Origin of the sequence: Campylobacter sp. CFSAN093226, assembly GCF_012897595.1 — a bacterium.
Taxonomy (GTDB): domain Bacteria; phylum Campylobacterota; class Campylobacteria; order Campylobacterales; family Campylobacteraceae; genus Campylobacter_D; species Campylobacter_D jejuni.
Map to the genome: position 1 here is coordinate 308,755 of NZ_CP040608.1, position 22,709 is coordinate 331,463.

Sequence of the window (22,709 nt, forward strand, 5' to 3'; positions counted from 1 at the left end):
TTATTTCAAAATTTTGCTTAAAATGTCTCGAAATTTAAAGATATTTAAGCGAAAATACTTCAATTTTTAGTCATAATATCGAGTAGAGTAAAAATTTTATATGAATAATGTAAGGAAAATGTAATGACAAATCAGCAAATTGATGGAATTGCAGATAAGAATTTTAACACACCTGAAGGTAGAAAAGTTTTTAAAAAGGCAGTTTTTTCTTGCTGGTTGGGAACTGCTATGGAATATGCAGATTTTGCACTTTATGGTTTAGCAGCTGCAACAATTTTTTCAGAAGTATTTTTTCCTGAGCAAACTCCAGTAATTGCACTTTTGCTTAGTTTTGTAACTTATGGCATAGGTTTTATTGCAAGACCTATTGGGGCTTTGTTTTTTGGTCATTTAGGTGATAAACACGGAAGAAAAAATGTTATGATGGCTACAATAGCTTTAATGGGAATTTCAACTACTCTGATAGGTTTTATCCCAAGTTATGCAGTGATTGGTGTTTGGGCGCCTATTTGTTTGGTTGCATTACGTTTTATGCAGGGTTTTGGCGCAGGAGCTGAACTTTCAGGTGGAACAGTTATGCTAGCAGAATATGCTCCTAGCAAGAGAAGAGGGCTTGTTTCTTCTGTGATTGCTTTAGGATCAAATAGTGGAACTTTGCTTGCGTCTTTTGTATGGCTTTTGATGGTACAAATGGATGAAGCAAGTTTTAAAGAATGGGGCTGGAGAGTTCCTTTTATGGGAAGTATTTTAATCGCTCTTTTTGCTGTATATATTCGTTTTCATGTCAAAGAAACCCCTGTTTTTGAAAAGCAAAAAAATGAAATGATGAAATTGCGTCTTAATAACGAAAAGCATATGAAAAAAGATGAAAGAAGTTTTTGGCAAAGAAGTCGTGCTTTTTGGACTATGGTGGGCTTAAGAATAGGCGAAAATGGACCTTCTTATCTTGCGCAAGGTTTTATTGTAGGTTATGTGACTAAAATTTTACTTTTAGACAAATCAGTAGCTACTACAGCGGTAATGATAGCTTCATTGGTAGGGTTTTTAGTTATTCCTTTGGCGGGTTATTTAAGTGATAAATTTGGAAGATGTATTACTTATAGAATGTTTTGTTTGCTTTTAATGATTTATGCTTTTCCTGCTTTTATGCTTTTAGATAGTAAAAATGAAATTATTGTGATTTTAACTATTATTGTAGGTATGTCTTTAGCATCTTTAGGGATTTTTGGTGTGCAAGCGGCTTGGGGTGTGGAGCTTTTTGGGGTAAAAAACCGTTATACAAAAATGGCTTTTGCTAAGGAGCTAGGTTCTATTCTTTCAGGAGGAACAGCGCCTATGGTGGCTTCTGCTTTGCTTGCATATTATGGCTCTTGGTGGCCTATCGCGACATATTTTGTATTAACTGCAGGTATAGGTTTTGTGACTACATTTTTTGCGCCAGAAACTAGAGGTAGAGATTTAAATAAAATAGAAGATGCGATATGAGACTTATCTTAGACACGGACATAGGCAATGCTATTGCAGGAGCAAATACTGATGATGGTTTAGCACTTGCTTTGATTTTGTCATCTAAAGAAATCAAACTTGAAATGCTAAGCACAGTTTGCGGTAATGTTCCAAGCCTTGTTGCCTATAGTGTGGCTAAGGATTTATTTCAACGTTTAAATTTAAATATCCCCGTTTATTTGGGAGCGAATGAAGCCCTAAAAGAACCAAGTAAAGCTTGGCGTCAAAGACTTGATGAAAGTGTTAAAAATTTTAAACTTGAATATCTTTGGGAAAATATAAAAAGTCCTGAAATTTTAGAAAATATAAATCCTGATGCGATTTTTAAAATGGGTGAGTTGGTGAGTAAAAATCCTAAAGAAATTTCTATTTGTGCGATAGGACCTTTGACAAATATCGCTATGACTATGAAAATTTTTAAAGATTTTGATATAAATCTTAAAGAGCTTTTTATTATGGGCGGCAGTTTTGATATGCCTTATTACACTAAAGATACAAATTTTGGTTTTGATCCTGAGGCGGCTAGTATAGTGCTAAATTCAAGAGCTAAAATTACACTCATACCTTATAATGCAACCATGCAGACTTTATTAACACACGAGGATTTAAAAGAGTTGCAAGGTAAGAATATTTTATGTGATTTTATCGTTGAAACTTTAGGTGTTTGGATTGATTATGCCTCTAAAACACGTGGTACAAAGGGAACTTGGATACATGATGCTTTAACGATAGCTTGCGCATTAGATTCTAGTATTGCAGATTTTGATGAGTGTTATGCTGATGTTATTTGCGATAGTTCTTTGGCAAGAGGTATGAGTTGGCGTTGTTTTAGAGAACCAAAAATGAGTATGGGGGTGGATTTAAGCACTAAAAATTGTGTTAAAATTTTAAAAAATGTAGATAATGCAAGGCTTTTAAAACTTATAAAAGAGAGGCTTTTAAAAGGAGTTTGCTATGAAAATTATGAAAGTATAACGACTTAATTTTCCAAGTAAGATAAAAAATATAGTTTTTAAAAAAGAATATTTCGCAAAACCAAGTCCCAAGGCAAAAAGATCTCCCACTAAAGGTAAAAAAGTAAAAAAAGCAAATATACTTCCAAATTTAGCAAAATTAGCATTGAAATTTTCTAATTTTTTCAAGGATTTGCTAAAGTATTTTTCTAAAATTTTTTCTTTTCCAAAATACGCTAAAGCATAAGTACTTAAACTTCCTAAGGTATTACCCAAAGTGGCTACGATAAGTACCAAATTCGGATTAAAATCAAGTTTTATAAAGCCTAAAACAAAGGCTTCACTTGCTAAGGGTAATAGTGTGCTTGAAAGAAAACACACCATGAAAAGCCCCAAATAGCTAATATCATTATATAAAAAATCAAACATAAAATTATGATTTTTGTGTATTTTTAAGCTCTAAGTCTAGATAATATCCTGTGTAAGAACGGGTTTTTTTGTGTTCTTTAGCGACTTTTTCCACGCTTCCTGTGCTTATAACTTTTCCACCTTTAACTCCGCCTTCAGGCCCCATATCGATGATATAATCAGCATTTTTAATCACATCTAAATTATGTTCTATCACAAAAACAGAATTTTTAAGATCAACCAAATGTTGTAAAACTAAGATGAGTTTATTGACATCTTCAAAATGCAGTCCTGTTGTAGGTTCATCAAGTATATAAAGCGTTTTTCCTGTATCGCTACGGCTTAGTTCTTTAGCAAGTTTGATTCTTTGTGCTTCACCTCCACTTAAGGTGGTGGCATTTTGTCCTAGAGTTAGATAATCTAAACCCACTTTTACTAGAGTATCTAATTTTTGTTTGATTTTAGGAACGGCTGTAAAAAATTCACTCGCTTCTAAAACACTCATATTTAAAATTTCACTGATATTTTTGCCTTTATATTTGATTTCTAGCGTGGCATCATTGTAGCGTTTGCCCCCGCAAGTATCACAAACTACCATAACATCAGGTAAAAAATGCATTTCTATTTTGATTTCTCCATCTCCGCTACATTTCTCACATCTTCCACCCTTGACATTAAAAGAAAAGCGTCCGGCTTTATAACCACGCATTTTGGCTTCTTTAGTGGCGGCAAAAAGATTTCTGATTTCATCCATAGCACCTGTATAGGTGGCAGGATTTGAACGTGGTGTGCGCCCAATTGGGCTTTGATCAAGATAAATGACTTTATCAAGTTTTTCAAGTCCTTCTATTTGTACTCCGCCAAGTTTTTTAACTTTTTTCGCACGGTTTAATTCCTCTTGTGCAAAAGGAAGTAGGGTTTGAAGTATCAAAGAGCTTTTTCCAGAACCTGAAACTCCTGTTATAGCGACTAAATTTTGCAAAGGAAATTTTACGCTTAAATCTTGGATATTGTTAATATTTACATTTTTAAGCTCAAGCCATTCTTTCTGTGTTCTGTTTTGAAGTTGTGAAATTTGTTTTTTACCATTCATATAAAGTGCAGTTTCGCTTTTGCTTTTTAAAAGTTCTTTATAAGTTCCACTAAATACAACCTCACCCCCAAATTTTCCTGCTTTTGGACCAATATCTACAATAAAATCTGCTTCTTCTATGGTCATTTTATCATGCTCTACGACAATTAGGGTATTGCCCTTTTGTTGTAAATTTCTTAAAGTTTTAATCAGTTTTGCAGTATCTCTTTCATGAAGTCCTATGCTAGGCTCATCTAAGACATACATCACTCCGCTTAAACCACTGCCAATTTGTGAAGCTATGCGGATTCTTTGTGCTTCACCCCCACTAATCGTTCTTGCATCGCGCCCTAAAGAAAGATAACCTAGCCCCACATCATACAAGAAAAACAATCTTTCGTTGATTTCTTTTAGGATAGGTTTAGAAATAAGTTTTTGTTGCTCGCTTAAATAAGAAAAATTTTTCTCATCTGCAAAAAAGGCCGTACTATCTTCTATGCTCATATCTAAAATTTCACCCAAGCTTTTTTTTGCTACTTTCACGGCTAAACTTTCAGGTTTTAAACGATGCCCACCGCAGTCTTTACAAATTTTTTCACTCATATATTCGGCTAAATCTTTTTCATCTTTTAGCATTTCATAAGCCATTTTAACCACGCCTTCAAAAGTGCGTTTTAGGCGATTTCTTTTCCAAAGAAATTCTATAGTTTTGGCATTACCATACAATACAAGACGTTTTTGTACTTCGTTTAATTGCATAAAAGGTATTTTGATAGGAATTTCATTTTGTTCGCAAAAGGCGATTAGGAATTTATAATAATAACTTTTATTAAAACCATACATGATTTTAACAGCACCGTTTTCGAGACTTAAATTTTCATCGATGATTTTTTTCATATCTAAAGTATAACGAATTCCAAGTCCATCGCAAGCTTCACATGCTCCTTTTGGAGAATTAAAAGAAAAGCTTAAAGGCTCAAGTGGAACAAAGGAAATTTTACAATCAAAACAAGCTGAATGCTCGCTAAAATGATAGTGTTTATTAAGGTTTATTTCCTCATGATTTAAAACTTCTATTTCTATTTCTCCAAAGCTTTCCTGTAAACCTTTTTCTATATCGCTTGCAAGACGAGAAAGTAAATCTTCTTGAATTTCAAGTCTATCTATGACAAGTTTAATGGTGTGTTTTTTGGTTTTGGCTAGTTCAATTTCTTCATCAAGTCTTACCAAAACTCCATCAATTTGAGCTCTTACATAGCCTTTGTTGCGTAAATTTTCAAGCAAATCTGCATAAGTTCCTTTTTTTTCTCGTATGAGTGGGGAGTAGATGATGATTTTTGCACCTTTTGGAAATTTTAAAATTTCACTGACTATATCACTTACACTCATAGATGAAATTTTTTGTCCACATCGATGACAATGTTGAATGCCAACTCTTGCGTATAAAAGTCTTAGATAATCATAAATTTCAGTGATGGTTCCTACAGTAGAGCGTGGATTTTTAGAAGTAGTTTTTTGATCTATGGCAATGGCTGGAGTTAAACCTTCGATTTTATCGACATCAGGTTTGCCTACCTTATCTAAAAATTGTCTGGCGTAAGCACTTAAACTTTCTATATAACGGCGTTGTCCTTCAGCATAAAGAGTTCCAAAAGCAAGGGTTGATTTTCCACTTCCGCTCAGTCCTGTAAAAACAATGAGTTTGTTTTTGGGAATTTCAAGGTGGATATTTTTTAGGTTATTTTCTCTTGCGCCAATGATTTTTATGGTATCGTTCATAGTCTTTCCTAAACATTAAATAAATTTAAGATTTTAGCATAATAATATTAAAAGAACTTGGATAAATCCAAGTTAAAAATTTATAAAATTTAGCTTATTAAGCAAAGAGTGGGTGGTTCCAAGTATTGATAAGGCATATACGCAAAGTAAAATTTTTCTATGAGCTGAAATATGCATTTTTTCTATGATTTTAATTCCTATAAAAACTCCAACCATAGAAGCTATACCTACTAGTATTCCTTTATGAATAACTTCAGAGTCTATAACTCCAGAATTTGAAAAAGATATAATACCAGAGACTGAAGCAAAAATAACAAAAAACAAGGATAAGGAAACAACTTTTTTACTATCATAGCCTAAAAAATAAGCTAAAATCGGAGCAATTAAAAGTCCGCCACCAATTCCCAAAGAAATAGCAAAAATACCAGTAAAAGCTCCAGCAATAAATAAAATGACATTCTTTACCCAAACGCTTCTTTGATTTTGCACAATGTTTTCTTTAATTCCAAAAGCATATTTGATAAAAAATATACAACTTACCGCCAAAAATACGCTAGTAAGAGCTACATCACTTAAAGCTTTTAAAAGCATTCCGCTAAAGCTTGCTCCTATGAGCCCTCCAAAACCTATCATAATACCATCTTTAAGATTTAGATTTTTTTTCTTATAATTAATATAAGAGCCAAAAACTGCTGCAAAAATCATTTGCAATACTGAAATTCCGATAGCATGGTGAGCACTTGCTCCAAGTGCGAACATAGAAGGAACGATAATCATACCTCCACCAATGCCAAAAAGTCCAGAAGCAATACCTGAAATGATTCCTATGATTAGATAAGGTAAATCTGTGATTTCCATAGCTTTTCCTAAAAAATATTAAATATTTCAAATACGGAATAATTTTATCTTATTAAGCTAAGTATTATCTTAGTTTTTTTATAACAATAGAATATTTTTTGGTAACTTTAAGCATCGTAAAAATGTTTCAAAATATTATAAAATATAAAGATTTTATAATATTTATTTTAAATTTAAAGCAAAATTTATATTTATTGATTAAAATTAATTTAGACTTTAAAAATTTTCATAAAAGTCTTAATTTTTGAAATATTTTATAAGAAAGGTAAAAGATGAGTGAAAATGGTTTTTTTAGTAATTCTTTGATTTTAAAACTTACACATACTCTTCGCTCTTGGCGTTTCTAAACTTCTTTTTATCTAAATTTTTTCTTTAATATTATTTTAATTTATTTTTTAAAAAAAGGTTTATTATGTTTGTTAAAAATGTAAATTTTTATTACAGACAAATCCTTGAAAAATTTGAAAATTCTTATTTTGCAGAGGATTTGACTAAGGTAATTATAGGGATTGATTGTGATTATTTAGATGCTAATGAATTATCCTTTAGCGAGTTTAAGGCAAAATATTATGAAGCTTTAAGCAAGAATAAAATTTGCGACTTTGCTGGATTTTTTGGAGTTTTTAGTGCAAATTTTGTATCTTTGTTTGAAAAAATTCCACTTTCTTCTAAGAAAAATTATGATTTTCCTTTATTTTTATTTGCCAATGCTAAGGCTTATTTGATTTATGAGAAAAATAGCAAGATGTTTTTTAAATTTGGTGCTTCAAAATATTTTGAATATTTAAAAGATGATATTGAACCAATGAAAAAGAAACAAAAAAATGATTTTGAAATTTTAAATTCTTTAGAAGATGAAAAAAATGATTTTTTAAAAATGTGCGAAAAAGCCAAAGAATATCTTTTAAGTGGAGATATTTTTCAAGTGGTCTTAAGTAAGCAACTTTGTATCAAACATCAAGTAAATGCTTTTGATTATTATGAGAGTTTAAGTGCTTTAAATCCAAGCGCTTATATGTTTTATTTTCCAAGTAAATATGGTGTTGTTTTGGGTTCTTCTCCAGAGTTTTTATTGAAAATTAAAAAAAGAGAGATTTATTTAGCCCCTATTGCTGGAACTAGAAATTTGGAAAATAACTGTGATCTTTTAGCTTTAGAAAAAGATCTTTTAAGCGATGAAAAAGAACTTAGTGAACATAAGATGCTTGTAGATTTAGCAAGAAATGATGCTTCTAAATTTGGCACTCAAACAAGAGTGGAAAATCTTTTTTCTATTATTAAAAATAAATTTGTAATGCACATAGTGAGTGAAGTGTATGCCAATATGAAAGAAGATGCGAGTATTTTTGATGTGATTGAAGCAGTTTTTCCAGCGGGAACTTTAAGCGGAGCTCCTAAAATAAGAGCTTTAGAGATCACTAGCGAGCTTGAAGATTGCGATCGTGGAATTTATGGTGGTGCGGTAGGATTTTTAAATTTTAACGAAGACATAACTTTAGCGATTTTAATCCGTTGCGCTTTTTTTACTCAAGATAAGGCTTATTTGGCAAGTGGGGCGGGTATTGTTTTGCAAAGTGAGAGTCAAAAAGAATATGCAGAAATTTGTGCTAAACGCAAGGCGCTTTTGGTAGCTTTTGAAAATTTAAAAAAGGAAAATCAATGATACTTTTAATTGATAATTATGATTCTTTTGTTTTTAATGTTAAAAGCATGTTAGAGCAACTCAGCAATGATGAAATTTTAGTAAGAAGAAATGATGCAATTTCTCTGAGTGAAATTAAAAATTTAAATCCTACTCATATTATTTTAAGTCCTGGTCCAAAGCATCCAAGTCAAAGTGGGATTTGTCTTGAAATTTTTAAAGCAAGGCTTAATATCCCTGTTTTGGGCATTTGCTTAGGACATCAAGCTTTAGCTTTAGCTTTTGATTCTTTAGTGGTTAAGATGCAAGAGCCTATGCATGCAAAAAATTCTTTGATAAAACAGTGCAGGGAAAATGAATTATTTTCTAATTTGCCTTCAAATTTTAGTGTAATGCGTTATCATTCTTTAGAGGTTAAACAGCTTAGTGATGAGCTTGAAATTTTAGCCCTTGATGAAAAGGGTGTGATTATGGCTTTGGGACATAAAAATTTACCTTATTATGGTGTGCAATTTCATCCTGAAAGCTATTTTAGTGAATATGGCTTGCAACTTTTTTCTAATTTTTTAAAACAAGATATAAAAAAACCACAAAAACAAGAAAATCCTTTAAGTTTTTATTTGCAAAAAATGAGTGAAAATCATTTTTTACAAAGCGATGATTTTGAGCAAATTTGTAAGATTATTATGTCTAAAGATTATGAAATTTTACAAGTAGTGGCTTTGTTGATTTTAATCACTGAAAAGTCCTTAAATGAAAAATCTTTAAGTGCTTTTGTAAGACAAATTTTAAGATATTCTCAAACTTTTAGTGATGAGAGTGAGATGATTGATATTTGTGGAACAGGTGGAGATGGTTTTAAAAGTATCAATGTTTCTACGACTAGTGCTTTTATTTTAGCAGCTTTAGGAGTAAAAGTAGCCAAACACGGAAATCGTGCCATTTCAAGTTCTAGCGGAAGTACAGATGTGTTAGAAGCTTTAAATATAACTACTCCAAACACTTTAGAATCAGTTTTAAAACAACTAAATAATCAAGGGCTTAGTTTTTTACATGCTCCATTTTTTCATCCTTTAGTAGGAGAACTTAAAGAGATCAGATCAAGACTTGGAGTAAGAACGGTTTTTAATGTTTTAGGTCCTTTATTGCACCCTAATTTAAAGTTAAAATATCAACTTATGGGAAATTATCACGCACCTGTGCATAGGCTTTTGATAGAGGTTTTAAAAAATTTAGGACGCAAAAAAGCTTTAGTGGTAAGAGGAAATGATGGTATGGATGAGCTTAGTATTTGCGATGAAAGTAAAATTTATGAGCTTTGTGAAGGAGAAATTTTAGAGTATTCTATCTGTCCTGAACAATTTGGTTTTAAAAGAGCTTTTCATAGTGAAATCATAGGATCTAGTGCATATGACAACGCTAAAGATTTAAAAGATATTTTAAGCGGTAGAATGCAAGGGGCAAAATTTGATTTGGTAGTTTTAAATGCTATGTTTGCACTTTATACAGCCAATAAAGCAAGTTCGCCTTTAGTGGCTAAAGATATGATTTTAGAAGCCATTTATTCAGGTAAGGTTATAGAATATTTTAAGGAGTATCAAGCTTATGCTAAAGCTTAAAATTTGTGGTATTAAAGATGAAAAAAATGCCAAAGATTTAGCTTTTTTAAATATTGATTTTTTTGGACTTATTTTTGCTAAAAGTCCAAGAAGAGTGAGTTTAGAACAAGCAAGAAATTTAAGTGCAATTTTTCATGAAAAAGATAAAAAAGTTGTCGGTGTTTTTGTAGATGAAAATTTGGAACAAATTTTAAGATGTATTAAAGAAGCTAAGCTTGATGGGATACAAATTTATCGCACTATTACCAAAGAAGAATTTGAAATTTTAAAGGTGCAAAATGTTTTTGTTTGGCAGGTGATTAGTGTGGAAAATAGTTTAGATTTAAAAAGTGAAATTTTTGCTAATTTAGTACTTTTTGATGCTAAGGGAATTTTAAAGGGCGGTAATGGAATAAGTTTTGATTGGACTTTATTAGGTTCTTATACTAAAGATTTTATATTAGCCGGAGGCATAGGTTTGGATAATGTTCATAAGGCTGTAAAAACGGGAGCTAAAATTTTAGATCTTAATTCAAAACTTGAAGATGAAAAAGGCTTAAAAGATATCAACAAAATAAAACAAATTTTAAAGGAGTTGAAAAAATGAAAAAAGCGTATTATGGGGATTTTGGTGGGCAGTTTTTGCCTGAAAGTGCAATGTTTGCTTTAAATGAGCTAGAAGGTGCTTTTTTGAAATTTTCTAAAGATAAACTCTTTAAAAAAGAATTAAACGAGCTTTTAAAAACTTATGTAGGGCGTCCTACTCCACTTTATTTTGCTAGAAATTTAAGCAAAAAATATCAGCATGAAATTTATTTAAAACGCGAGGATTTAAATCATACCGGAGCACATAAAATCAATAATGCCATCGCTCAAGCCCTTTTAGCAAAAAAAATGGGAAAGAAAAAAATCATAGCAGAAACAGGAGCAGGTCAACACGGGCTTGCAACAGCCACTGCAGCAGCACTTTTAGGACTTGAATGTGAAATTTATATGGGGGCAACCGATGTGCAAAGACAGGCTTTAAATGTTTATAAAATGGAGCTTTTGGGTGCTAAAATTCATGCAGTACAAAGTGGGCTTAAAACTCTAAAAGAAGCTACTACTGCGGCTATTCAAGCTTGGGTTGGAGATATTAAAAATATTTTTTATGTGGTTGGAAGTGCGGTAGGTCCTTATCCTTATCCTAAAATGGTAATGCATTTTCAAAGTATTATAGGAAAAGAATGCAAAATGCAACTTCAAAAACTCAATAAAAAAGTAGATTATATTATCGCAGCTGTTGGGGGTGGAAGCAATGCAGCTGGGATTTTTTATGATTTTATCAAAGATGAAAATGTTAAACTTATAGGTATTGAAGCAGGGGGGCTTGGTATTGATACGCCTTATCATGCAGCGACTTTAAATAAGGGAAAAACAGGCATTATTCACGGTATGAAAACCAAGGTTTTACAAGATGATTTAGGCAATATCTTGCCTGTACATAGTGTTTCTGCAGGGCTTGATTATCCAGGAATTGGTCCTTTGCATGCTTTTTTATTTGAAAGCAAAAGAGCGCAATATCATGCTATAAGTGATGAAGAATGTATGCAGGCTTTAAAATTACTTTGTAAAGAAGAAGGTATTATTGCAGCGATTGAAAGTTCGCATGCTTTGGCATTTTTAGAAAAACTTTGTCCAACTTTAAAAAAGAAAAGCGTGATAGTAGTAAATCTTTCAGGCAGGGGAGATAAAGATATGCAAATGATTAGAGATTATAAAAAAGGGGTGATTTATGGTTGATTTTAGAAAATTTTATAAAGAAAATGCAAATGTGGCTTATACGGTTTTAGGTTATCCAAATCTTCAAACAAGTGAAGCTTTTTTGCAAAGATTGGATCAAAGTCCTATTGATATTTTAGAACTTGGTGTTGCTTATAGTGATCCTATTGCCGATGGTGAGATTATTGCAGATGCGGCAAAAATAGCTCTTGATCAAGGCGTGGATATTCATAGTGTTTTTGAGCTTTTAGCTAGGATAAAAACTAAAAAAGCTTTGGTTTTTATGGTTTATTATAATTTAATTTTTTCTTATGGCTTGGAAAAATTTGTGAAAAAAGCAAAATCTTTAGGGATTTGTGCTTTGATTGTGCCTGAATTGAGTTTTGAAGAAAGTGATGATTTGATTAAAGAGTGTGAAAGATATAATATAGCTTTAATTACACTTGTAAGTGTTACAACCCCTAAAGAAAGGGTTAAAAAGTTAGTAAAACATGCTAAAGGTTTTATTTATTTATTAGCAAGCATAGGTATTACAGGTACGAAAAGTGTCGAAGAAGCAATCTTACAAGATAAAGTAAAAGAAATCAGATCTTTTACAAATTTGCCTATTTTTGTAGGCTTTGGCATTCAAAATAATCAAGATGTAAAAAGAATGAGAAAAGTTGCTGACGGAGTGATTGTGGGAACTAGCATAGTAAAGTGTTTTAAACAAGGAAATTTGGATATAATAATGAAAGATATTGAAGAAATTTTCAAAAAATAAAATTTTAAAACATATTTTTATTTTATATTTACTATAATTTTAAATTAAGTTTTTTATAAAGGCGGTAGTTATGTTAAAGATTCTTGAGTATTCCATCACTCATTTTTGCGAGCATATCTTAAGACTTCGCATTGAAGCAGCTCAAGATATAAGCGGTGAACTTTATGGAGCGAGTATTCCTATCATGGGCAAAAGCGAAGGAGAATGTAATTTTTATTTATTTTTTCCAAAAGAATTTTTAAAAAAAATTGCAGAAATTTTAATTAATGATGAAAAATTTAAAGAAGATGACTGGTGCGATTTAACTAAAGAATGTGCCAATCAGATTATAGGTTATGCTAAAAATTTGTTAAATGATGCCAAGGGTGATGACGAGTATAAACTCGGAATTCCGGAATATTTAGGAAAAGTTGATTTTTCTGAAATAGTTCTAGATGAAGCTTTAACTTATAAATTTGAAAATTGTTATTTTAGAATAGGATATTGCAAATAATGAGCGATGATATAGAGTTTAACATTCATCATGGGCTTTTACAATCTTATGAAGATATCTTAGATATTACAGTAGATTTTGTAAGCGAGCTTGGAACTACAAATATGAGTGTAGCGGAGCTTTTAAAACTTGAAGTAGGTTCGGTTATTGATCTTGAAAAGCCTGCTGGAGAAAGCGTTGAGCTTTATATCAATAAAAGAATTTTTGGCAAAGGCGAGGTTATGGTTTATGAAAAAAATCTCGCTATAAGAATTAATGAAATTTTGGATTCTAAGACTGTGCTTCAATACTTTAAAAAAGAAATTTAAATGAGATTGCTAGTATTATTTTTTTTAATTTTACCTTTATATAGTGTTGAGCTGATTAGTTTTAATATCTACGATAGAAATGATCGAGTAGATTTAATGCTTTCTTTTGATAATGCCTATAATGGCAAGATTTCTCAAAAAAAAGAAAAAAATTTAACTCTTTTAACTTTTAGTGATTTAACGTATTCTAAAGATGAATTAAAAGAACTTAACTCTCAACTTGTAGATAAAATTAGTATTAGTTCTAAAAATAATAATACCTATATTATGCTACAAAACAAACAAAATATTAATTTAGAACTTAGCTCTATCAATGATAAATTTGGAGTAAGGATACGAGCTATAGAGCAAGGAAAAGCAAATATCGAATCTGTACCTACAACTACTGTGAATAATTCTCAAGAATTAATGCCTAAACCAAAAAGTACAAGTTTAGAAGGGTATGATTATACAAATTATATCTTAGTAATGCTAATTTTAGTTATTTTGTTAATAGTGCTTTGGTGGTTTAAAAAGACTATGGTTTATAAAAATAACAATGTTTCTAGAGATTTTACTATGATTTTCCAAAGATTTTTAGATAAAAATAATCAACTTGTTATTTTTGATCACGCTAATAAACGTTATACAATGATAATAGGTAATTCCAATGTACTTTTAGAAAGTGTTGAAATTCCAGAGGAACAAACAATAAAACATACAGAAAAAACAGAGAAAAATTTTGATTCTTTTTTTGAAGAGAATAAAAAAAGAATTCAAAATCTTATAGAGCAGCGTCAAAAAGGTAAAAAATCTTAAATTTTTTGATTGATTGCTAATGCTATGGTAGCTGGTTTTGCAATTTTTTTGAGCTCATCTTTGGGTAAATTAAGAATTTTGTTTTCTTGATATATATAAAGAGTATTGTTTGCAAAAGCAAAATCAATCTTATCTTCATTTGTGCTTAAAGTTTTAGCTAAGCACAAAATAAAATTAAGCCATGAAATGGTATGAATATTGGGTAAAAGTTGTTTATAGGGTTCAAGATTATAAGGATTAACTTTTTTTCCATTAAGCTTAATAATACTAGCAATTAAAGCTTTTTCTTTATGCGAAAATCCATAATTTAATCCACCTAGTACAAAATGAGCAGAGTGTTCATTAGCAAAATAGAAATTTAAATATTCTCCAATATGGCATAATTTGGCAGCATTTAGTAAAGTATGCTTATAGTTATCGTTAAGTTTATGAAGATTTTTAAGGGTTGTAAAAATTTGCAGAGCAAAATGTGGAGTTTTATTTTTTTGTTTTGATTGTAAAAATTTATCTTGCAAACATTTTAAACTGGGATTGAAATTTGGTGGAAATGTGATTTTAGGACGAAGTAAATCTTGCAAATAAACTCCTTCTCTGATTCCAACCCCACTCGTGATAACTTGTTTGGCTTTTATTTTTTCCGCAATCTTTAAAAAAATAAATATACCCTCTTTAATGGTATCAAAACGATCCTTTTTTATGCCAAAATTGATTAAAGAGTCTAAGTTTGAATTAAAAATTTTTAAAATATGTCCTTTTTCTTCATCTAGCATATAGCGAAAATCATGTAAATTTTTCAGTGGATAGGAATTTTTTTGCATGATGGAATTAGATATTGCTCTTAAGCTTCCACCTATTGCAATAAGGTTTTGATTGTAAAATTCTTTAGGAATTTGTTCTAAAATTGGTTTTATAAATTCTTCTAAAGAATCCATTTTTCCAGTATCATAGAACAATTCTTTTAGCCTAACAGTGCCAATATCAAGAGATATGCAAGAAATAATTCTATTATTTTTTATTAAACACAATTCACTAGAACCACCACCTATGTCTAAAGTGGTTCCATCCTTAAAAGGACTTAATAAATTTAGAGCCGCAAGACCACCTAAGTAACTTTCGCTTTTTCCATCTATACAGCGTATATTTAAAGACAGATTATCTTTGATTCTTTTAATGAAATTTTTTGAATTTGGGGCATCTCTTAAGGCTGATGTGCCTACTATAAATATTTTTTTGCACTTATGCTTTAAAGCGCATTGTTTGAAAAAAGCTAAGGCATCTTCGGCTCTTTGCATGGCTTCTTCTTGGAGAATTTTGCCATTATTATAAGCATTTTCTCCAAGTCTTACTTTGCGTTTGTATTCGCAAGTTGTATAAAAACCATATCTAGAAGTTTTTTCAAAAATCACCATTCTAATGGAGTTTGAGCCAAGATCAACAACGGCTGTTTTTTTTGCCATTAAAATTCTCTATCTCTATGTTTGAGTTTTAATTCTTCTATAGTTTCTACATTATCAGGATCAGGAATGATACATTCATATGGGCAAGCAACAATACAGGCAGGCTCTGAAAAATCATTAACGCACTCTGAACAAAGATCAGGGTCTATTACATAAATTGGACTATTTTCATAAATAGCTTCATCAGGACATTCTTCTCTGCAAGCATCACAACATACGCAGTCTTTTGTAATTAAAAGAGACATCATAACCTTTCAAAAATTTAAAAAATAATTTTAGTTTATACAATAACCAAACTTAAATAAAATATAAAAATAGAAATAAAGATAAATTTTTTGCACCGAAGGTGCAAAATTGTTAAGATTTTTTAGGGAAGCAGAAACGGTATCCTCTACGACGAACTGTTTCTATGGTAGATATATTTAATGGTTTATCCATTTTTTGACGAATTTGATTGATAGCTACTTCGATAACATTTGGAGTTACTAGCTCAGGTTCTTCCCAGATGGCATCTAAAAGTTGTTCTTTGGATACAATTTGATCCGAATGTCTTGCTAAGTGCGTTAAAACTTCAAAAGGTTTTCCTTTAAGTTCTATATCTTGATCTTTATAAGTAATTTTTTCCTCATCTGGATCAATAACTAAGTCTTCAATTTTAATAACATTGGTTCCGCCAAGTCTTAGTCTTGCTTCAATTCTTGCGAGTAGAATATCAAAATCTAAAGGTTTTGTAACAAAATCATCAGCTCCAGCTTTCAAAGCTTTGATTTCTGTTTCTTTGTCTGTTTTTGAAGACATAATCATAACTGAAGTTCTTGGAGATTTATGCTTAATAGTGTTAACAAGTTCCGCTCCATCTCCATCAGGTAAAGTCCAGTTTGCTAAAACTAAATCATAATGTCTAATGCCGATAAAGTATTCTCCATCTTTAAAATTTTCAGAAGAATCAGTTTGATAACCAAATTCATTAAGATTGTCTATAATTGTTTTATTTAGGCTAATCTCATCTTCTATAACTAAAATTCTCATTTGTTCTATCCTTATTAAGAAAAATTTAAAGAATTATATCATAGCTTAAGTAAATGTTTAGATATCTTTAAAAAAAAATTAATATTTTTTTTTCAATTTAACCCCAACTGTAGCATTTTTTATTATATGGGGTTTGAAAATTTTTATGTTAAGATTGGTTAAATTAGGAAAATCTTTTTTTAAATTTAAGCTTACAAAGTCTAAAGACTCTTCAAGGGTGTAAAATTCTTCTTTTTTATACCATGTTTTAATTTTGGTAATTACTTCTGCATAATTTAAAAATTCATTTGCTTTAGCTTTAAGCTTGATAATAATTTTTTGTTTTTTCCTTCTTTCGAAATCTAATATACCAATGATACACTTAAAGTGAAATTTTATTTTTATATGACTTTGCATTCTTCTTTAAAAATCAATCTTTTAATATTAGGTAGATGTTTATATACTATAATAAAAGCGATAATGAAAACGGGTGCATGTGTATGAATTTCTAAGTCATAATTAAATATAAAAGAACTTACAACAAAAGCAAGTAACGCTGCTAAAGAAGCTAACGAAGATATTTTAAAAATTTTTCCTATAACTACCCATACAATAAATGCTGTAAGCACTTCCAATGGAAGCAAAACTATCATAGCACCTGCTCCTGTTGCTATGCCTTTCCCTCCTTCAAATAACAAGTAAATTGAAAAACAGTGTCCCAAAATAGCCAAAACTGCCACGCTCCAAAGCAAAGCTTGATCATAATGAAGAAATTTCAAGGTTAATAAAGGAATAGCTGCTTTTGCAAAATCTAAAATTATTGTAGCAATGGCAAGTTTTTTTGCTAGTTTGGGATTTTTTTCTTTTACTACTCTTAAAACATTGGTTGCTCCTATACTTTTTGAACCTTCTTTTTTGATATCAGTTTTAGCAAAAAATTTAGCTAGGATTAGCCCAAAAGGGATTGAACCTAAAAGATATATAAAAGCGTAAATTATTAAATTTTCCATAATATCCTTTTCAAATCATCTTAAAATTTTAAGATTTATAACTAAAAATTATATCTTATGAAAATAAATAAACAAAAATAATTTTTATAGGATAAAAATAGTATTAATTAATTGTAAATATTTTTTAATAATATTTATCTTTATTTAAGCTCTAAATAATTATTATTTTATTTTAATTTATCTTTAATAGGAGTTTATAAATGAAAGTAAAAGCATTGCTAATCGCATCCTTAGTTGCTTTTTCAAGCTTAAATGCTGCAAGTCTTATAGATGAAGCTAAAAATTCAGGTCTTGTTGCCTTGCCAAAAGATCAAAAAGGTGTTGATGAAATTTTAAAACAAAATGGAGTAAAGGCTAGTGAATTTACTCTTGAAAAAGCAGAGCTTGGCAAAAAGCTTTATTTTGAACCACGCCTTTCAAAAAGTGGTATCATTTCTTGTAATACCTGTCACAATGTAGGACTTGGTGGAACAGATGGGGTTAGTACTGCAATAGGTCATAAATGGACAGCAAATCCCCATCATTTAAATTCACCAACAGTTTATAATGCGGTTTTAAATAATACTCAATTTTGGGATGGTCGTGCAGGAACATTAGCCGATCAAGCTAAAGGTCCAATCCAAGCTGATCCTGAAATGGCAACTCCTGCTAAACTCGCAGTAGAAAAAATTTCATCATTGCCTGAATATGTGAGTGAGTTTAAAAAAATCTATGGTAAAAGTGGTGTAAATTTTGACAATATTGCTGATGCAATTGCAAATTTTGAAAGAACCTTGATCACTCCATCTCGTTTTGATAAATTTTTAGAAGGCGATGAAAAAGCTTTAACAAAAGAAGAGCAAAAAGGCTTAAAGCTTTTTATAGACAAGGGTTGTGTAGCTTGTCATAATGGTGTGAATTTAGGTGGCAATATGCAAGCGTTTGAAGTTGCTGGTAAATATAAATTTGCAAATTTAGGTGATTTTAAAGGTGATGCAAATGGCATGGTAAAAACTCCAACTTTAAGAAATGTTGCTGAAACTGCTCCATATTTTCATAATGGCGCTATTTGGAATCTAAAAGATGCTATTAAGGAAATGGGTAGTGTGCAACTTGGCATTAAAATTTCTGATAAAGAAGCAAAAAGTATTGAAACTTTCTTAAAATCCTTAACAGGAACAAAACCAGCAATTGTTTATCCACAACTTCCTATTTCTACTGAAAAAACTCCTAAACCTGAACTATAAGGTTCCAAACAAGCTCTATTTTTAGAGCTTGTTTAAATTTCTTTATCTTAGCTTTGTTATAATTGTCTTTAAATTTTGCTAGAAAGGTTTGCAATGAGACTTTTTGGAACTGATGGAGTTCGTGGAAAAGCGGGTGAATTTTTAGATAGTTTTTTGGCTATGCGTTTAGCAATGGCTGCGGGTATTTATTTTAAAGATAAAAGTATTACTAATAATATCTTAGTAGGAAAAGATACAAGAAGAAGTGGCTATATGATAGAAAATGCTATTGTTTCAGGGCTTACTTCTATAGGATATAATGTTATACAAATTGGTCCTATGCCAACTCCTGCGATTGCATTCTTAACTGAAGATATGCGTTGTGACGCAGGGATTATGATTTCAGCTTCTCACAATCCTTATTATGATAACGGTATTAAATTTTTTGATGCTCATGGAAATAAACTCAGTGAAGATATAGAGAAAAAAATAGAAGAAATTTATTTTGATGATAAGCTTATACAAGCCTCTAAGGTAGATATGGAAAAAATTGGTCAAGCAAAAAGAATTGATGATGTTATAGGAAGATATATTGTTTCTATTAAAAATTCTTTTCCAAAAGATCTTACTTTAAAGTCTTTGCGTGTTGTTTTAGATGTGGCTCATGGGGCAGCTTATAAGGTAGCACCTACTGTTTTTAAGGAATTAGGCGCTGAAGTTATAGTAATGAGTGATAAACCTAATGGACTTAATATCAATGAAAATTGTGGAGCTTTGCATCCTGTAAACTTAGCTGCTGAGGTAAAGCGTTTGCGTGCAGATGTGGGCTTTGCTTTTGATGGTGATGCAGATCGTTTGGTGGTTGTAGATGAAAAAGGCGAAGTGGCTAATGGGGATAGTTTATTGGGTGTATTGGCACTTTATCTTAAAGAACAAGGTAAATTACAATCAAGTGTTGTGGCTACTATAATGAGTAATGGTGCTTTAAAAGAGTTTTTAAATAAACATGGTATAGAACTTGATACTTGTAATGTTGGCGATAAATATGTGCTTGAAAAACTAAAAGCCAATGGTGGAAATTTTGGTGGAGAACAAAGTGGGCATATTATTTTTAGCGATTATGCAAAAACTGGAGATGGTTTGATAGCTGCCTTGCAATTTAGTGCTTTAATGCTTTCTAAGAAAAAATCTGCAAGTTCTATTTTGGGTCAAGTTAAACCTTATCCTCAGCTTTTAATCAATCTTAAAATTGCAGAAAAAAAAGATTTAGATAAAATTAAAGGTTTAAAAGAATTAAAAAAAGATTTAGAAAATAAAAATATTAATACCTTATTTCGCTATTCTGGAACAGAAAATTTGATAAGACTTTTACTAGAAGCCAGAGATATTAAGCTCTTAGAAAAAGAAATGAAAAATGTTGTGGAGTTTTTTAAGAAAGCTTTAAATGGCTAAAACTTTTAAATTTATTTTTTATTTTTGGGGTGCCTTTGTTTTGGTTTTTGCCCTTGATCAATGGGTAAAATCCTTAACTTTAGCAGGATTTAGATGGCAGAGTGAATACCTAGATTTAACTTATGCTCTAAATACAGGCGTAGCTTTTTCAATGTTGAGTTTTTTAGAACATAATTTAAAATATTTACATCTTGCTTTAATTGGCGTGCTTTTTATTTATCTTTTTTGGCAAAGAACACTTTTAAAAACTCATAGCATAGCTTTTGGAATGATGCTTGGTGCCGGCGTTTCAAATTTATTGGATCGTTTTATACATGGAGGTGTAGTGGATATGTTTTTTTGGCATAAATGGTTTAATTTTGCTATTTTTAATGTTGCAGATGTCATGATAAATATAAGTGTGGCTTTGATTTTAATACAAGAAATATTTAAAAAAAGGAAAAAAGATGACAGAATGGATTAATGATTATTATTTTTGGATTAAATGGGTGCATTATTTGGCATTTGTTTCTTGGATGGCGGGTCTTTTTTATTTACCTCGTCTTTTTGTGTATCATGCTGAACATAAAGACAATAAAGGTTTTGTCGAGGTTGTAAAAATTCAAGAAAGAAAGCTTTATTATTATATACAAACTCCTGCAATGATTGTGACTTTAATCACAGGAAGTTTAATGTTGCATGCTCATAAGGAAGTTTTAATGGTAGGTGCGGGTTTTATGCATGTTAAACTTACCTGTGTTACACTTTTGATTATTTTTCATATACATAATTATTATTGTTTAAAAGCTTTAGCAAATGATACTTCTACTAAAAGTGGAAAATATTTTAGAATTTATAATGAATTTCCAACTATAATGTTTATTATCATCGCTTTAATGATGGTTGTTCGTCCCTTTTAGTTTGTCTCCGCTTTAAATTCCATACTAGCGGAGTTAAGCGGATCAATATTTTCTTTCATGATATCGATATAATCTTTATTTTTAAGACGCTTATCATCTCTAAATACTGCGCGCACAAGATCCATTCCTGTGTAAAAATCTTTCATTAAAACCACAAAAAGATATTGACCAAATTCAGTTGCGATTAAAGCATTTTGATCTTTTATGATGGCACCACTTGTTTTAAGTCCTAAAAGTTCTATGAAAAGTTCTTTTTCGAGATTGCAATTTAGAGTTTTATTAAATTTATCAATTTCTATTTTCCCTGAAAAAATTTCAGTTAAAAAGACATATTTGATAATTTCTTTTTTATCAAAACAAGCTTTGGCTATATTAGCATTTTGTTTTTCTTGTATAAATTTAGCATAATCATTTAGATTAAATGCATTGATTAAAAGCTCCCCATCTAAAAAGCTAAAAGCCCCGCTGCCTACTCCTAGGTATTCATGATGAGAACTGACATATTCGTCATTAAGCTTGTTTTTTTCTAAAGAAAAACTCCAACCATTGTTTTGGGTATAGTCTTTAAAAAATTCTCGTATGATTTGATAATAAGTAAATTCATTATCTTTAATGCTCACTCCTAGACTTTTAGCGATATTATCTTTGGTAAGATTTGATTTCATTAAAGGATAGGTTGTGATTTGTTGCGGGGCTAAATTTTTAGCAATTTCTAAGTCATTTAAAAGTTGTTTTTCGTTTTGTCCTGGAAGATTGAAAATAAGATCTATACTAAAAATAGGTAAAATTCCTAAAGCTTTTGAAATTTTTTCTTGAAGTTCTTTAGATGAACCAAATTTATTATATCTTGCCACTTTTTTCAAAGTTTCATCATCAAAACTTTGAATCCCGCAACTTAAACGATCAATTATACCTTTAAACATAGAAAGCTTATTTGGATCAATATGATTTGGATCGCTTTCGCATGAAATTTCTTTTATATTAAATAACTTTTTACAAAGTTCTAAGGTTTTTAATAATTCCTCTTCATCAATCAGTGTTGTACCACCACCCACATACATGGAGGTAAAATCAAAACCTTTATTTTTCATGATTTTAATTTCTTCTCTAAGATTTTGAAAATATACTTTGGCTAAATTTTCATCATAATAATATTTATGAAAGCTACAATAAGGACAAAAAGTATGGCAAAAAGGTACATGGGCATAAAGCATATAGCTTTTGTCTTGTTTTGGAATTTTTTCTTCGGGTTGTTTTAAAAGTTCGACATTGAAACCTTTTTGGAGGGATTTTTCCATCATAGTATGAGAGTATTTTAAAGCTAAATTTTGAAATAAATTCATAAGTGGCCTATATATTAAAATATTTAAGACATAACTTTATCAATTTTTAGCTAAAATAGGAGTAAATTTTTTATTTCTTAAATAAAAAATGGGATTAAGTTTTTAAATTATTTAAAAAGGATATAAAAATGGATAAAGCCAAAATTGTTCAAAATTTAAATGCTTTGTTTAAACAAAGAGCAGAGTTTTACTCTTATTTTGATGAAAATATTGCCAAAATCAATAATACTGAAGTATTTGATTTTAAGAATGCTAAAAATTTAAATCCAGAAGAGGTATATAAGCAATTTTATCATTTTGATTATGCTATAAGAAAATTATTGCCTGCTATTTACAAGGCTTATGAAATTACAGATGCAGATTTAGACAAAGATTTTTAATTTATTTAGAGAATAG

Annotated in this window: 25 protein-coding genes; 16 read left to right on the forward strand and 9 right to left on the reverse strand. The window is 30.4% G+C overall.

All coding sequences use genetic code 11. The annotated features are described in order from the left end of the window. The first annotated feature begins 123 nt into the window (after positions 1–123). On the forward strand, positions 124–1,485 hold the full coding sequence (locus FBF02_RS01630) for an MFS transporter (protein ID WP_002858732.1): 1,362 nt from the start codon (positions 124–126) through the stop codon (positions 1,483–1,485). Continuing rightward, entirely contained in the window at positions 1,482–2,489 is a 1,008-nt protein-coding gene (locus FBF02_RS01635; RefSeq protein WP_002858745.1) for a nucleoside hydrolase, read from the forward strand. Before FBF02_RS01630 ends, FBF02_RS01635 begins: the two co-directional genes overlap by 4 nt. Here the strand turns inward: FBF02_RS01635 and FBF02_RS01640 are convergent. From FBF02_RS01640 to FBF02_RS01650, 3 genes are all read right to left on the reverse strand, one after another. After that, on the reverse strand, positions 2,445–2,888 hold the full coding sequence (locus FBF02_RS01640; RefSeq protein WP_002858712.1) for a YqaA family protein: 444 nt from the start codon (positions 2,886–2,888) through the stop codon (positions 2,445–2,447). The genes FBF02_RS01635 and FBF02_RS01640 overlap by 45 nt on opposite strands. Positions 2,889–2,892: 4 nt before the next feature. Continuing rightward, a complete protein-coding gene (gene uvrA, locus FBF02_RS01645; RefSeq protein WP_002858721.1) occupies positions 2,893–5,718 on the reverse strand; it encodes an excinuclease ABC subunit UvrA in 2,826 nt (941 codons plus the stop codon). Positions 5,719–5,790: 72 nt separating this feature from the next. Beyond that, positions 5,791–6,576, reverse strand: a complete 786-nt coding sequence (locus FBF02_RS01650) for a TSUP family transporter (RefSeq protein WP_002858695.1) — start codon at positions 6,574–6,576, stop codon at positions 5,791–5,793. A gap of 122 nt (positions 6,577–6,698) precedes the next feature. On the opposite strand from FBF02_RS01650, the gene FBF02_RS01655 reads away from it, so the two are divergent. The 9 genes from FBF02_RS01655 (at position 6,699) to FBF02_RS01695 (ending at position 13,939) form a co-directional block, all read left to right on the forward strand. Then, complete coding sequence (locus FBF02_RS01655) at positions 6,699–6,824, forward strand: hypothetical protein (protein WP_002854718.1); 126 nt, start codon at positions 6,699–6,701, stop codon at positions 6,822–6,824. Positions 6,825–6,988: 164 nt separating this feature from the next. Then, complete coding sequence (locus tag FBF02_RS01660) at positions 6,989–8,239, forward strand: anthranilate synthase component I family protein (RefSeq protein WP_002858746.1); 1,251 nt, start codon at positions 6,989–6,991, stop codon at positions 8,237–8,239. Next, positions 8,236–9,837: an anthranilate phosphoribosyltransferase gene (trpD, locus tag FBF02_RS01665; RefSeq protein ID WP_002858662.1), complete on the forward strand. Its 1,602-nt coding sequence runs from the start codon at positions 8,236–8,238 to the stop codon at positions 9,835–9,837. Before FBF02_RS01660 ends, trpD begins: the two co-directional genes overlap by 4 nt. Continuing rightward, complete coding sequence (locus FBF02_RS01670; RefSeq protein WP_002858740.1) at positions 9,824–10,423, forward strand: N-(5'-phosphoribosyl)anthranilate isomerase; 600 nt, start codon at positions 9,824–9,826, stop codon at positions 10,421–10,423. Before trpD ends, FBF02_RS01670 begins: the two co-directional genes overlap by 14 nt. Continuing rightward, positions 10,420–11,598 carry a tryptophan synthase subunit beta gene (gene trpB / locus FBF02_RS01675; RefSeq protein ID WP_002854204.1) on the forward strand — a complete coding sequence of 393 codons (1,179 nt, stop codon included), beginning with the start codon at positions 10,420–10,422 and terminating at the stop codon, positions 11,596–11,598. Before FBF02_RS01670 ends, trpB begins: the two co-directional genes overlap by 4 nt. Further along, positions 11,591–12,340, forward strand: coding sequence for a tryptophan synthase subunit alpha (gene trpA / locus FBF02_RS01680; RefSeq protein ID WP_002854645.1), 750 nt, complete (start codon positions 11,591–11,593; stop codon positions 12,338–12,340). The genes trpB and trpA overlap by 8 nt, the downstream gene beginning before the upstream one ends. 70 nt (positions 12,341–12,410) lie before the next feature. Beyond that, positions 12,411–12,833, forward strand: a complete 423-nt coding sequence (locus FBF02_RS01685; protein WP_002854524.1) for a chemotaxis protein CheX — start codon at positions 12,411–12,413, stop codon at positions 12,831–12,833. Beyond that, on the forward strand, positions 12,833–13,141 hold the full coding sequence (gene fliN / locus FBF02_RS01690; RefSeq protein WP_002824739.1) for a flagellar motor switch protein FliN: 309 nt from the start codon (positions 12,833–12,835) through the stop codon (positions 13,139–13,141). The genes FBF02_RS01685 and fliN overlap by 1 nt, the downstream gene beginning before the upstream one ends. Beyond that, complete coding sequence (locus FBF02_RS01695; protein WP_002858691.1) at positions 13,142–13,939, forward strand: hypothetical protein; 798 nt, start codon at positions 13,142–13,144, stop codon at positions 13,937–13,939. Here the strand turns inward: FBF02_RS01695 and FBF02_RS01700 are convergent. The 5 genes from FBF02_RS01700 to plsY all read right to left on the reverse strand — a co-directional run bounded on the left by FBF02_RS01700 (position 13,936) and on the right by plsY (position 17,414). Beyond that, on the reverse strand, positions 13,936–15,396 hold the full coding sequence (locus FBF02_RS01700) for a Ppx/GppA phosphatase family protein (RefSeq protein ID WP_002858654.1): 1,461 nt from the start codon (positions 15,394–15,396) through the stop codon (positions 13,936–13,938). The two genes, FBF02_RS01695 and FBF02_RS01700, sit on opposite strands and share 4 nt — an antisense overlap. Further along, positions 15,396–15,641 (reverse strand): YfhL family 4Fe-4S dicluster ferredoxin, encoded by a 246-nt coding sequence (locus FBF02_RS01705; RefSeq protein WP_002854647.1) that lies wholly within the window; start codon positions 15,639–15,641, stop codon positions 15,396–15,398. The genes FBF02_RS01700 and FBF02_RS01705 overlap by 1 nt, the downstream gene beginning before the upstream one ends. A gap of 112 nt (positions 15,642–15,753) precedes the next feature. Next, entirely contained in the window at positions 15,754–16,425 is a 672-nt protein-coding gene (hsrA, locus tag FBF02_RS01710; RefSeq protein WP_002851101.1) for a homeostatic response regulator transcription factor HsrA, read from the reverse strand. A 78-nt stretch (positions 16,426–16,503) separates the two neighbouring features. Next, positions 16,504–16,821, reverse strand: a complete 318-nt coding sequence (locus tag FBF02_RS01715; RefSeq protein WP_002854273.1) for a dihydroneopterin aldolase — start codon at positions 16,819–16,821, stop codon at positions 16,504–16,506. Next, positions 16,806–17,414, reverse strand: a complete 609-nt coding sequence (plsY, locus tag FBF02_RS01720) for a glycerol-3-phosphate 1-O-acyltransferase PlsY (RefSeq protein WP_002854681.1) — start codon at positions 17,412–17,414, stop codon at positions 16,806–16,808. Before plsY ends, FBF02_RS01715 begins: the two co-directional genes overlap by 16 nt. Positions 17,415–17,614: 200 nt before the next feature. Here plsY and FBF02_RS01725 point away from each other — a divergent pair, with 200 nt between their 5' ends. The 4 genes from FBF02_RS01725 (at position 17,615) to hemJ (ending at position 20,970) form a co-directional block, all read left to right on the forward strand. After that, positions 17,615–18,640, forward strand: a complete 1,026-nt coding sequence (locus FBF02_RS01725) for a cytochrome-c peroxidase (RefSeq protein WP_002854298.1) — start codon at positions 17,615–17,617, stop codon at positions 18,638–18,640. 93 nt (positions 18,641–18,733) lie between these two features. Next, positions 18,734–20,071, forward strand: a complete 1,338-nt coding sequence (gene glmM, locus FBF02_RS01730) for a phosphoglucosamine mutase (RefSeq protein WP_002854369.1) — start codon at positions 18,734–18,736, stop codon at positions 20,069–20,071. Next, on the forward strand, positions 20,064–20,534 hold the full coding sequence (gene lspA / locus FBF02_RS01735; protein ID WP_002858678.1) for a signal peptidase II: 471 nt from the start codon (positions 20,064–20,066) through the stop codon (positions 20,532–20,534). Before glmM ends, lspA begins: the two co-directional genes overlap by 8 nt. Beyond that, complete coding sequence (gene hemJ / locus FBF02_RS01740; RefSeq protein WP_002854237.1) at positions 20,518–20,970, forward strand: protoporphyrinogen oxidase HemJ; 453 nt, start codon at positions 20,518–20,520, stop codon at positions 20,968–20,970. Before lspA ends, hemJ begins: the two co-directional genes overlap by 17 nt. Here the strand turns inward: hemJ and FBF02_RS01745 are convergent. Further along, positions 20,967–22,313, reverse strand: a complete 1,347-nt coding sequence (locus FBF02_RS01745; protein ID WP_002851099.1) for a coproporphyrinogen III oxidase family protein — start codon at positions 22,311–22,313, stop codon at positions 20,967–20,969. The genes hemJ and FBF02_RS01745 overlap by 4 nt on opposite strands. Positions 22,314–22,441: 128 nt before the next feature. Here FBF02_RS01745 and cmeU point away from each other — a divergent pair, with 128 nt between their 5' ends. Continuing rightward, complete coding sequence (gene cmeU / locus FBF02_RS01750) at positions 22,442–22,693, forward strand: CmeU family protein (RefSeq protein ID WP_002857293.1); 252 nt, start codon at positions 22,442–22,444, stop codon at positions 22,691–22,693. Positions 22,694–22,709 lie beyond the last annotated feature (16 nt).